This is a genomic window from Paenibacillus oryzisoli, assembly GCF_050467285.1.
Taxonomy (GTDB): domain Bacteria; phylum Bacillota; class Bacilli; order Paenibacillales; family NBRC-103111; genus Paenibacillus_E; species Paenibacillus_E oryzisoli_A.
In genome coordinates this window covers 53,243-63,970 of record NZ_JBCMUN010000003.1, presented here as the reverse complement: position 1 = coordinate 63,970, position 10,728 = coordinate 53,243, and the positions used below count along the sequence as shown (strand labels likewise).

The following is a 10,728-nucleotide window of genomic DNA, read 5'->3' as shown; positions in this document are numbered from 1 at the left end:
CCAATAAACAACACAAACCTAAAGTTAAAGCAACGTTTCGTATCTAGTTTTCAAGGTGCAAGCCTTGATGAAGCAGTACTGTTTGGTGATGATGGCGGAGGGGACCCACGCGTTCCCATCTCGAACACGACCGTTAAGCCCTCCAGCGTCAATGGTACTTGAACCGCAGGGTTCTGGGAGAGTAGAACGTTGCCAAGCGATTGAAAGAGCCTTACTTAGAGAAATCTGAGTAAGGCTTTTTTCTATATCAGAAAACCCGTCAGGACATGCCTGGCGGGTTTAGTTTATTGAAGATAGCAGGACGTATCCGTGCTTGTGATTTTTACAAGTCCGGCTTTACGATAAGGCCGAAAGCGAAGCATGAACCACAACCGCGGCATCAGCATCCAGCAGTGGAATACCAGCAGGTAGAACAGCCAGCTGTTCGGAATCCATGGGTACAGCAGCGCGATGAGGGCAAGCCCGATCCAGAGCAGTTGCTGCAGAACGGTGTTCACAAGCTTGATCGACGCATGGCCGTCAGGCAGAAAACCCGCCCAGAATACGCCGAAGCGATAGGACCAACCGCGCATGGCCATGCCGATGGTGAATTGAAAATAAGCTCGTATCAGCAGTGTATGAAAAATGAGCACTAACGGATAACTGACCAGCATGGGCAGCAGATTGCTAGAGTCGAATTTATAGGAAACGGCCAGCAGGATGATGGCGAGATAGAGCACGATTTTATACCAGGAATGATAGATGCGTTTGGCGAGGGTGTAGCTGTAGATGGTGGATTGCTTGGATAATTGTGATTCCTGCATGGTTGGCATAAGGTGTGACCTCCGGGGCTAATAAGCGAATATAAGGATATATCGGCAGCTTTCTTCCATATTATAAGGGATAAGCTAGTTTAGGAGAATCGAGAAAGGGATATAATAGTGATAAAAGGTGAGAGGTGATCACATGGAGGAGAGCCGGATTGGTCTATGCATGATTTGTGAGCAGCATAAAATGGGCGGCATTCATATTGTGACGGCGTTCATTTGTGACAGCTGCAGCAATGAGATTGTGAAAACGTCGGTGAGCGATAAGAAATATCCGTTTTTCGTGAGTCAGATGAAGAAAGCTTTTGTTTCCGGAAACTCGCGGCACTATATGAATTAGATGAGGCTTCTTCTTGGAAGAAGCTTTTTTGTTTTTTAGGCCGGAATCCACTACTATAGAGTCAGTAGAAGTGGACATGCACATGTCATGGGGAGCAGAGATAAATGGACAGATGGCAGTTTGGAAAAGATGACGTGAGCCGCGCTCCGCTATTCGAAGCGATGAAGGCACACCATGCGAAGCGGCCGGCCAGCTTCCATGTGCCAGGCCATAAATCCGGTCAGGGGTTGACCGGGGAAGCGAAGCGATTTTATCAGGACATCATGTCCATTGATTATACGGAGATCACAGGGCTGGACGACCTCCATCATCCGGAGGAGGCGATTATGGAGGCGGAGCAGCTCGCCGCGGCGTGCTTTGGCGCGGAGGAGACGTTTTTTCTGGTTGGCGGGAGTACGGCCGGCAACCTGGCGATGATCCTGGCGACGTGCGCGCCAGGGGACTTGATCCTTGTGCAGCGGAACGTGCACAAGTCGGTGCTGCATGGCCTGATGCTGGCCCAGGCCAAGGCGGTGTTCATTGCGCCTCGGGTACATGAGGCGTCGGGGGTGGCCGCGGGCTTGCGGCTCGAGGATGTCCAGGAGGCCATCCGTCTCTACCCGACCGCGAAAGCGCTTTTACTCACCAATCCCAATTATTACGGGATGGGGATAGATTTGACGCCATTTGCCGAGCTGCTGCATGCAAATGATAAGCTTTTGCTGGTAGATGAGGCGCACGGCGCGCATTACGGCTTTCACGAAGCGCTGCCGGCGTCGGCGCTGTCGCAAGGGGCGGATGCGGTGGTACAATCCACGCATAAAATGCTGACCGCGATGACCATGGGCGCGATGCTGCATGTACAAGGGCCGCGTATCGATCGCAGCGCGGTCCGACAAATGTTGGCGATGCTGCAAAGCTCGAGCCCGTCGTATCCCATCATGGCGTCGCTCGACTTGGCGCGGCAGCGCTTGCACACGGAAGGCGCTGCGTGGATCGCGCAGGGACTCACCACGGTGCAAGCGTTCCGCGAGCGACTCGGAGCCACAGGCGTCATCGGCTATTTCCCGCAGCATTTTCCGGTCGCCGAAGGGGAAAGTTCGCACGAAACAGCGGATCCTTTTAAAATCACGATCTACGATCAGACTCGCACACTCACCGGCTCGCAGCTGAAAGATCGGCTCGAAGCTCAGGGCTGTTACGTGGAAATGACGGATGGCCATCTGGTGCTGCTTGTGTTCACACCGGCTACCTCGGAGGAGGAAATGCTCCGCGCAGCCGAGGCGCTGGACAACATTTGTCGGGACATCGGGAGGGAGAAGCAGGAACTTCAGGCGCCTATCTCGAATATACTTAAATTACCCTACTACACACCCATCTCTTCTCCGGTCGCTTTTGCAAGAAATGTAGGGCGGCAGGGGGCTGGTTCTGAGAACGTCTATAGTGAGGTAGATGCGCATGAAGCGATTGGTCACTATTCCGCGGACATGGTCATTCCTTATCCGCCGGGCATTCCGTATTTGTATCCGGGAGAAGTGATTACGGCCTCAAGCGTAGAAGCGCTAATCGCCCTGCAGGGGCATGGCATCAGGTTTCAAGGGACCGATTTTGGACACACGAAGCAGTTGCGAATATACAAACCTATCACGAAATAACAGCTAGGCAGCGTTTGCAGTAGCAGTAGCAGGAGGAAGACGTGAACGGAATTTTCATTACGTTTGAAGGGCCGGACGGCGCCGGAAAAACGACACAGCTTAAACGATTGGCCGAGGAACTGAAAGAGCAGGGGTACGACATCCTTGTGACGAGGGAGCCGGGCGGGACCGTGATCAGCGATAAGATTCGCAGTATTATTCTAGATCCGGCTCACCGGGAGATGGTGGATCAGGCGGAAGTGCTGCTGTACGCAGCTTCCAGGGCGCAGCATGTGCATGAGTTGATTATTCCGGCGCTGCAAGCGGGGAAAATCGTGCTTTGCGATCGCTTCATCGACGCGAGTGTCGCCTATCAGGCGCACGGGCTCGGGATTGCGGCGGAGCAGGTCAAAGCAATCTCGGCGTTTGCGAGTTCCGGCTTGCAAGCCACGCGCACTTATTTGCTCGATGTGCCGGTTGAGGTCAGCCTCAGCAGGCTGCAGCAACGTGCTTCCGCCGCGGCAGGGCAAGGGCTTGACCGCATCGAACAGAAACACGCCGCTTATCACAGTAGGGTGCGGGAAGGGTTTCACGCGATTGCGGCCGACAATCCGGCCAGAGTGTGCGTGATTGATGCTCATCGCAGCGAGGACGCGATTGCCGCAGATATTCGGCAGGATTGCGAGCAGCTGCTCAAGGAACATATTTCCGTCTAAAGCGGGAATAGCAATCTTAGTTTATAATAAGAGGAGGCATCACTTTATGAAACTTGTCGTAGCCGTAGTACAAGATAAAGATAGCAACCGTCTCTCCAACGCATTGATTAAAGAAGGCTTTAGAGCAACGAAGCTGGCAAGTACAGGTGGATTTTTGCGTGCGGGGAATACGACCTTTATGATTGGTACGGAGGATGACCGGATACAGGAAGTGATGCAAGTAATCCGTGCAAATTGTAAAATTCGGGAGCAGCTCGTGACACCGGTTTCGCCAATGGGCGGCACGACCGATTCGTATATTCCGTTCCCTGTCGAAGTCCAGGTGGGCGGGGCGGCGGTTTTCGTACTGCCGGTTGAGCGGTTCGAGCACTTTTAACATAAAGTAGATTAACGCGCGAGGATGGATGCGTCTTGAAAATTAATCCGGGGTGGCAGCCCATCGGTAAAAATGTCAAAGTGAATGAGAACGCCGCACCGCCGCAGCTGGCCCCCCGGAATTTTGCGGACATGATGCTCCAGCATGACGAGAAAGTGACGCAGGAGCAGCTCAGCCGCATGGCGCAGCAGATTAATCTCCAAGGAGATCGCTTGTCGAGAGCGATGACGGTGCGGGAGCTTCTGCAATACAAGCTGCTGATCCGCCAGTTTTTGGAGGAAACGGCCCGTCGAGGCGTGACGCTAAGGGATACGAAAGGCTGGGATCGCCGCGGCCGTTCGAAGCGGTATAAAATTTTGGATGAGATTGATCAGACACTGCTCTCGCTAGCGGATGAACTGCTGGAAACGGAGCAGGGGCGCATCGAGATTTTGCAAAGAATCGGTGAAATCCGAGGGATGCTGATTAACTTGTTATTTTAGGATGGAGCGGTTGCGAAATGTCCTTTAATGCCATACCAGGGCAAGAAGCGGCCAAACGGCTTCTGCAAAACGGGCTGCGCCAGGACAAGCTGTCGCATGCGTACATTTTCAGCGGACCTGTGGGGACAGGCCGTGCGGAGATGGCGAAGGCACTGGCGAAAGCGATTTACTGCCAGCATGGCGTCGATGACGCCTGCGGTGAATGTTTGGAATGCCGGAAAGTCGAGCATGGCAATCATCCTGATCTGCACATGGTGGCACCGGAAGGCGCCTCGATCAAGATCGAACAGATTCGCGAGCTGCAGAAGGAATTTGCTTACCGGGCGACAGCTTCGGGTACGAAGATTTATGTGATTGAACACGCGGATAAAATGACGGTGCAAGCGGCCAACTCCTTGCTGAAGTTTCTGGAGGAGCCGACGTCTCGCGTCGTCGCGATTTTGATTACGGAAAATGGCAATGCCCTGTTGCCGACGATTCAGTCGCGAGCGCAGTGGATTCAGTTTACACCGATGCCGAGAGAGCAGATGCTGCTGCAGTTGTTAGAAGAAGGCTTGCCCGCAGCCTTGGCGCATCCTGCCGTGCATATGACAGCGGGACTTCAGGCGGCCAGAGATTTGATCGCCTCAAATTGGTTTGCAGAAATGAGAAGCGTAGTGTTACAATTAGCGAAGGAGACGCTGACGCGTTATCCGACTTCCATGATTACGGTGCAGCAGCGAATTGTGAAAACAGAGCTGGCGGATCACATTCCGACGTTGTTCGATTTGTTGATCCTCTGGTTTAAAGATATGGTACAGCTGCGTTTGGAACGCAGAGACAAGCTCGTATATCACGATCAGCTGGACTGGATGAGCTCCCTCGCATTCAGTCGGGACGTATCGGCTTGGGTGCGAATGATAGAGCAGGCTGTAGAGATTCAGAAGCGCCTGCGTTTCAATGCGAATAGCCAGCTGGTGATCGAGAAAATGCTCGTGGAGATGCAGGGGGTGTAAGATGTATTCAGTTGTAGGCGTCCGCTTCAAGAAAGCGGGTAAAATATATTATTTTGATCCGATTGATCTGCCAATTGAGAAAGAAAGCGCCGTGATCGTAGAGACTGCGCGCGGTGTCGAGTATGGTAAAGTCGTGGTTGGCAAAAAGACGGTCAAAGAGAACGACGTTGTTCTGCCGCTCAAGAAAGTGATCCGGATTGCGGATGACGCCGATGCGGATTTGGTCGAAGATAATAAACGGGCGGCCAAGGATGCTTTTCAGACGTGCCACGATAAAATTCGCGACCACAACCTTAAGATGAAGCTAGTCGACGTGGAGTATACGTTCGATCGTAATAAAATTATTTTTTATTTCACGGCGGAAGGCCGCGTCGATTTTCGGGAGCTGGTCAAGGACTTGGCGAGCATTTTCCGGACAAGAATCGAGCTCCGTCAGATCGGGGTTCGTGACGAGGCGAAGATGCTGGGCGGAATCGGGCCATGCGGCCGTATCCTTTGCTGTTCGTCGTTTCTAGGCGACTTTGAGCCGGTGTCGATCAAGATGGCCAAGGACCAGAATTTGAGCCTGAATCCGACGAAGATTTCCGGCTTGTGCGGGCGGTTAATGTGCTGCCTGAAGTATGAGCACGACAACTACGAAAGTGCCAAGGATTCCTTGCCGACTGTCGGACGTTTCGTGATTACATCGTATGGTAACGGCAAGGTGCTGTCACTGAACGTTAAGGAGCGCACGGCGAAAGTGCAGCTTTTCGATCTCGGCAAGGCGTTGGATCTGCCCTTTGACGATGTGGTCGAACAAGAATAGATTTGCCTGGGAGGCGCTGGCCAATAAGCATACAAGGCGTTAGAGGTGAAAGCGTGGATAAACATGATATTTTCGGACAAATGGATGAAATCGAAGAGCGAATGGGTGCCACGTACGCCGAATTAGGCGCCTTGAAGAAGCAGATTATTTCGCTCATCGAAGAAAATAAGCGGTTAAGCATTGAGAACCATCAGCTCCGCAAGCTCATTCGTCAAGAAGAGACGGTAACAGCGGCGGAGCCGGTGAAGCATACGGTGGAGCCTGTTCCGCTTCCAGGGGCCGGGTACGATAATTTGAACCGTCTATATAATGAAGGTTTTCATATTTGCAATGTGTATTACGGCCATCTACGGACCGAGGGAGATTGTTTGTTCTGCTTATCCTTCTTAAATAAATAAGTGTGAATGCGCCGTAGGGGTTGCCCTTACGGTTTTTTTCCATAAGGAGACTTTCCGAAATGAAGTGGGCGGTAATTTCGGAAAGCTCCCTAACTAGCGCAATGTACGAAAGGACGTATTGAATTACGCATGAAGCATGTGGAGCTCCGTTCAACAGAACGAATTGATGATTTATTAACGTATGATATGAAAATTATTCAAAGCGACGAGGTGTTCAGCTTCTCGATGGATGCCGTGCTCCTTGGGCGCTTCGCTTCGGTGCCGCCGAAAGGGCGCGTGCTCGATCTATGCACGGGTAACGGCGTCGTGCCGCTGCTGCTCTCGACACGGACGCGGGCGGACATCTGGGGCGTGGAAATTCAGGAGCGGCTCGCGGATATGGCGAAGCGCAACGCGGCGCTGAACGGCCTGGAAGGCAGGCTGCACATGGTGCAGGGGGATTTGAAAACGATCCAAAGCGAGCTAGGCCATGGGCAATTCGATGCGGTTACGGTCAATCCGCCGTATCTGCCGGTGCCGAACGGCGAGCAGAACACGAATGCGCATTTCGCTGCGGCGCGGCATGAGATTCACTGCACGCTTGAGGATGTGATCGCAGCATGCGCCAAGCAAGTGAAAGCCGGCGGCAAGGTGGCGATGGTGCACCGGCCGACGCGGCTCGTCGATATTTGCACGCTCATGCGGCAGTACCGGATTGAGCCGAAGCGGATTCGCTTTGTGCACGCCCGCGCCGGCGAGGAAGCGATGATGGTGCTCATCGAGGGCATCAAGGACGGCAAGCCGGAGATTCGCACGCTGCCGCCGCTGATCGTGTATGCAACGGAGAAAGACTATTGCCAGGAGCTGCAGGAGATCTACTACGGCGGCCGAAGTGCGCTGGCGTTTGCGGAAGAAGACGCAGCTGAATTATCGGAAATGAGGGAGTAACCGTGACGGTAACGATACAAAAAAGCTACGGCGACGCGGGCGGCGTCGGCACGCTCTATCTGGTTGCGACGCCGATCGGCAACCTGGAGGACATGACCTTCCGCGCGGTGCGCACGCTGAAGGAAGTGGATTTGATTGCCGCGGAGGACACGCGGCAATCGCGCAAGCTGCTGACCCATTTTGACGTCGCCACGCGACTGGTCAGCTATCACGAACACAACAAGCAGGCAAGCGGCCCCGAACTCGTTCGCTTGCTGCTTGAAGGGCAGAGCATCGCGCTGGTGAGCGATGCGGGCCTGCCGGCCATTTCGGACCCAGGGTATGACCTGGTCCGAATGGCCGTGGAGGCCGGCGCGCCGGTCGTGCCGATCCCCGGCGCTAATGCGGCTTTGTCGGCGCTGATCGCCTCCGGCCTGCCGACCGAGCGCTTTACCTTCGTCGGATTTCTCCCGCGGGAGAAAAAGGATCAGACGAAGGTGCTGGAAGGGCTGCAGCAGGAGCAAGCGACCATGCTGTTCTATGAGTCGCCGCACCGCGTCGACAAAACCCTTGCGCGCATGGCGGAAGTGTGGGGCGCGGAGCGCAAGGTTGTCCTCGCCCGCGAGTTGACGAAGCGGTACGAGGAATTTGTGCGCGGCACGATCGCCGAGTGCCTGGCGCACTTGGAGGCGTACCCGCCGCAGGGCGAGTACTGCCTCATCGCCGAAGGCGTGTCGGCGGCCGCCGCGCAGGAAGCGGCGGACCGCTGGTGGGAAGCGAAGTCGCTCGAAGAGCACGTCGCGCATTACGAACAGCGAGGGAGCAGCCGGAAGGATGCGATGAAGCAGGTGGCGGTGGATCGCGGCTTGGCGAAGCGCGATGTGTATAATGCTTTGCTGGAGCGCTGAAGACGCCGCTTCGGGTTTAGAGGCTTGGCGGGCCTTTCTTAGAGGCCGACCGCCCTCTTTTTGCAGGGGGAGATGCTGTGAAAGAACGTAACAGTTGCCAGCGAGCCTATTTCATCGAAAAACGGACAATACATCATATAACGGTTGCCACAGCGGCTATTTACATGAAATCGACGAGATTTCGCTGGCATATCGGCCAACAAGCGTTGTGGCAACCGCTAAAGTTGGAAAAGCAGCATATTGAGTCAAATAGGCGCAGGGGCAACCGTTAGACGATTTTTCCGGACAAAAAAAGATCTCTAATTCACAGGCCCCGAAAGACCGACGAATTAGAGATTAGAGGAGATATGAAAAAGGTTAGAATTACCAATAGGATGAGTACTGCTTACTTCTATTATATACTACTTTTCTTATTTTGTCACAGGTGTTGGCATTTCTGCTAAACAAATATGGCAAACAATTTTTCCCTTGAAATAAGTAACACTTTCCGCGTTGCCGCAGAAGATACAAGCCGGCTCATATTTCTTCAACATAATGCGCTCGCCGTCCACATAAATTTCCAGAGCGTCCTTCTCGCCAATGCCCAGTGTGCGGCGCAGCTCGATCGGAATAACAACACGGCCCAGTTCATCCACTTTTCTCACGATACCTGTAGATTTCATCATCTATATGAATCTCCTTTGCGATTTTATAAAATTTTTATCAAGATCGTCACGATTCGACATATTTGATAACCTAATGATACCAACCATTCCCAAAATAGTCAACTGGTTTTTAGCCGTCTGGAAGGAGAAATTTGAAAGTGTTCATCCTTTTGTGACAGTTTCAAAAAACCGAAATCCCTCTTCATTACAGGGTTTTGTAAAGGGTATCTTACATAGGAGCCTTGAGAGGAAGCAGGGTGTCCGCACTGTTGAGAGAGAAGAAGAAAAACGTAAATTGGAAGTTTGATTTCGACACTATTCGACATAAATCTACGGGACTCTCGCAGCTTTGTCGAATTGTATAAAGATAAGCAGCTTCGCCATCCTTTCGAGGACGGCAGCGTTTACCGATAGATCATGTATACAAAGGAGGCCCCCGACATGAAAGAAGAAAAAGTGTTTAAAGACCCTGTACACAAATATATTTACGTGCAGGACGCCACGATTTGGGATTTGATCAATACCCGAGAGTTTCAGCGACTGCGCCGGATCCGCCAATTGGGGACATCCTTTCTGACGTTCCATGGCGCCGAGCACAGCCGATTCTCGCACTCCCTGGGCGTGTATGAGATTACGCGCAAAATCATTTCCCAATTCGAACGCAATCATTATGAGGATTGGCCGCAGGAAGAGCGGCTGCTCTGCCTTTGCGCGGCGCTGCTGCACGATTTGGGGCACGGCCCTTTTTCCCACTCGATTGAAAAAGCGTTCGGCACCCGACACGAGGACTGGTCCTGCCGCATTGTGCTCGGCGACACGGAGGTGAACCGGGTGCTGAGCGCGGTGTCACCGGATTTTCCGAAGAAAGTGGCCGGCGTCATCTGCAAATCGTACGACAAGGAAATTGTCGTGAGCCTCGTCTCCTCGCAGCTCGATGCCGATCGGATGGATTACTTGCTGCGCGATGCTTATTTTACCGGTGTGAATTATGGCACTTTCGATTTGGAACGCATTTTGCGGGTGATTCGGCCGTATAAAGGGCATATTGTGGTCAAGGAAAGCGGCATGCATGCCGTGGAAGACTACTTGATGTCCCGGTATCAGATGTATTGGCAGGTGTACTTCCATCCGGTGACGCGGAGTGCGGAGATCGGGCTGCACAAAGTGTTCGCCCGGGCGAAGCATCTGTACGAGGAAGGGTACACGTTCGGGTTCATGGTCGAGCCGATTCTGCACCTCATCCAGCAAAATATTTCGCTGAGCGACTACCTGCTGCTCGATGAATCCGTCATGCAGACGATGCTGATCTTCTGGAGTCAGGAAAAGGACGGGATTCTGCGCGATCTTTGCCGCCGGTTCCTGGACCGCAAGCTGTATAAATACAGCACGTTTGAACCGGGCGATCAAGCGCTGATCCAGCGGATGGAGCAGGTCATGGCGGAGGCGGGTTTTGACCCGATGTACTATATGGAAATCGATTTCCCTTCCAAGCAGTCTTACGACGTGTACAGGCCTGGAGAGCCTGACGAGAACTTCCCGATTCTGCTGCTGGATCATAAGGAGAGGCTAACGGAAATTTCCCAGCTATCGGAGATTGTGCAGTCGATCAGCGGCATTCAGATGGGCAAGCATCGCGTCTACTACCCGGAGGAGCTGTTAGAGCGCCTTAGCGTCGAGAAGTATCCGGAGCTGTGGGCACTGCTGGGAGAGCGGGATTAAATTATACATACAAGGAGCGT

At 53.2% G+C, this 10,728-nt stretch carries 13 protein-coding genes and 1 rRNA gene; 12 read left to right on the top strand and 2 right to left on the bottom strand.

Annotation, left to right across the window (positions count from 1 at the left end; all coding sequences use genetic code 11):
* Positions 1-81: 81 nt before the first annotated feature.
* Positions 82-198 (top strand): 5S ribosomal RNA (gene rrf / locus ABE504_RS04590).
* An 86-nt stretch (positions 199-284) separates the two neighbouring features.
* Here the strand turns inward: rrf and ABE504_RS04585 are convergent.
* Positions 285-812, bottom strand: coding sequence for a hypothetical protein (locus ABE504_RS04585; RefSeq protein WP_430085131.1), 528 nt, complete (start codon positions 810-812; stop codon positions 285-287).
* A 133-nt stretch (positions 813-945) separates the two neighbouring features.
* On the opposite strand from ABE504_RS04585, the gene ABE504_RS04580 reads away from it, so the two are divergent.
* The 10 genes from ABE504_RS04580 to rsmI all read left to right on the top strand — a co-directional run bounded on the left by ABE504_RS04580 (position 946) and on the right by rsmI (position 8,345).
* Positions 946-1,146, top strand: a complete 201-nt coding sequence (locus ABE504_RS04580; protein ID WP_126142878.1) for a sigma factor G inhibitor Gin — start codon at positions 946-948, stop codon at positions 1,144-1,146.
* A 104-nt stretch (positions 1,147-1,250) separates the two neighbouring features.
* Positions 1,251-2,780, top strand: a complete 1,530-nt coding sequence (locus ABE504_RS04575; protein ID WP_430085127.1) for an aminotransferase class I/II-fold pyridoxal phosphate-dependent enzyme — start codon at positions 1,251-1,253, stop codon at positions 2,778-2,780.
* 41 nt (positions 2,781-2,821) lie between these two features.
* Complete coding sequence (tmk, locus tag ABE504_RS04570) at positions 2,822-3,475, top strand: dTMP kinase (RefSeq protein ID WP_430085124.1); 654 nt, start codon at positions 2,822-2,824, stop codon at positions 3,473-3,475.
* A gap of 46 nt (positions 3,476-3,521) precedes the next feature.
* A complete protein-coding gene (locus tag ABE504_RS04565; RefSeq protein WP_430085121.1) occupies positions 3,522-3,851 on the top strand; it encodes a cyclic-di-AMP receptor in 330 nt (109 codons plus the stop codon).
* A 35-nt stretch (positions 3,852-3,886) separates the two neighbouring features.
* Positions 3,887-4,333 carry a YaaR family protein gene (locus ABE504_RS04560; RefSeq protein ID WP_430075067.1) on the top strand — a complete coding sequence of 149 codons (447 nt, stop codon included), beginning with the start codon at positions 3,887-3,889 and terminating at the stop codon, positions 4,331-4,333.
* A gap of 17 nt (positions 4,334-4,350) precedes the next feature.
* Complete coding sequence (gene holB / locus ABE504_RS04555; protein WP_430085117.1) at positions 4,351-5,328, top strand: DNA polymerase III subunit delta'; 978 nt, start codon at positions 4,351-4,353, stop codon at positions 5,326-5,328.
* Between the two features lies 1 nt (position 5,329).
* Positions 5,330-6,133, top strand: a complete 804-nt coding sequence (locus tag ABE504_RS04550; protein WP_430085114.1) for a PSP1 domain-containing protein — start codon at positions 5,330-5,332, stop codon at positions 6,131-6,133.
* Positions 6,134-6,186: 53 nt separating this feature from the next.
* Positions 6,187-6,531: a DNA replication initiation control protein YabA gene (gene yabA, locus ABE504_RS04545; protein WP_430085111.1), complete on the top strand. Its 345-nt coding sequence runs from the start codon at positions 6,187-6,189 to the stop codon at positions 6,529-6,531.
* A 129-nt stretch (positions 6,532-6,660) separates the two neighbouring features.
* A complete protein-coding gene (locus tag ABE504_RS04540; RefSeq protein ID WP_430085108.1) occupies positions 6,661-7,458 on the top strand; it encodes a tRNA1(Val) (adenine(37)-N6)-methyltransferase in 798 nt (265 codons plus the stop codon).
* A gap of 2 nt (positions 7,459-7,460) precedes the next feature.
* Complete coding sequence (gene rsmI / locus ABE504_RS04535; protein ID WP_430085106.1) at positions 7,461-8,345, top strand: 16S rRNA (cytidine(1402)-2'-O)-methyltransferase; 885 nt, start codon at positions 7,461-7,463, stop codon at positions 8,343-8,345.
* 410 nt (positions 8,346-8,755) lie between these two features.
* On the opposite strand, the gene ABE504_RS04530 is transcribed toward rsmI, so the two are convergent.
* A complete protein-coding gene (locus tag ABE504_RS04530; RefSeq protein ID WP_126142869.1) occupies positions 8,756-9,010 on the bottom strand; it encodes an AbrB/MazE/SpoVT family DNA-binding domain-containing protein in 255 nt (84 codons plus the stop codon).
* Between the two features lie 420 nt (positions 9,011-9,430).
* On the opposite strand from ABE504_RS04530, the gene ABE504_RS04525 reads away from it, so the two are divergent.
* Positions 9,431-10,708: an HD domain-containing protein gene (locus ABE504_RS04525; protein ID WP_430085103.1), complete on the top strand. Its 1,278-nt coding sequence runs from the start codon at positions 9,431-9,433 to the stop codon at positions 10,706-10,708.
* The last annotated feature ends 20 nt before the right edge of the window (positions 10,709-10,728 follow it).

What these genes read in the sequence shown, in the direction of transcription:
- ABE504_RS04550 (WP_430085114.1), top strand. Translation starts at nt 5,330, where the DNA reads ATGTATTCAGTTGTAGGCGTCCGCTTCAAGAAAGCGGGTAAAATATAT.
- ABE504_RS04530 (WP_126142869.1), bottom strand. Translation starts at nt 9,010, where the DNA reads ATGATGAAATCTACAGGTATCGTGAGAAAAGTGGATGAACTGGGCCGT.
- ABE504_RS04580 (WP_126142878.1), top strand. Translation starts at nt 946, where the DNA reads ATGGAGGAGAGCCGGATTGGTCTATGCATGATTTGTGAGCAGCATAAA.
- ABE504_RS04525 (WP_430085103.1), top strand. Translation starts at nt 9,431, where the DNA reads ATGAAAGAAGAAAAAGTGTTTAAAGACCCTGTACACAAATATATTTAC.
- ABE504_RS04540 (WP_430085108.1), top strand. Translation starts at nt 6,661, where the DNA reads ATGAAGCATGTGGAGCTCCGTTCAACAGAACGAATTGATGATTTATTA.
- ABE504_RS04575 (WP_430085127.1), top strand. Translation starts at nt 1,251, where the DNA reads ATGGACAGATGGCAGTTTGGAAAAGATGACGTGAGCCGCGCTCCGCTA.
- holB (WP_430085117.1), top strand. Translation starts at nt 4,351, where the DNA reads ATGTCCTTTAATGCCATACCAGGGCAAGAAGCGGCCAAACGGCTTCTG.
- ABE504_RS04585 (WP_430085131.1), bottom strand. Translation starts at nt 812, where the DNA reads ATGCCAACCATGCAGGAATCACAATTATCCAAGCAATCCACCATCTAC.
- ABE504_RS04565 (WP_430085121.1), top strand. Translation starts at nt 3,522, where the DNA reads ATGAAACTTGTCGTAGCCGTAGTACAAGATAAAGATAGCAACCGTCTC.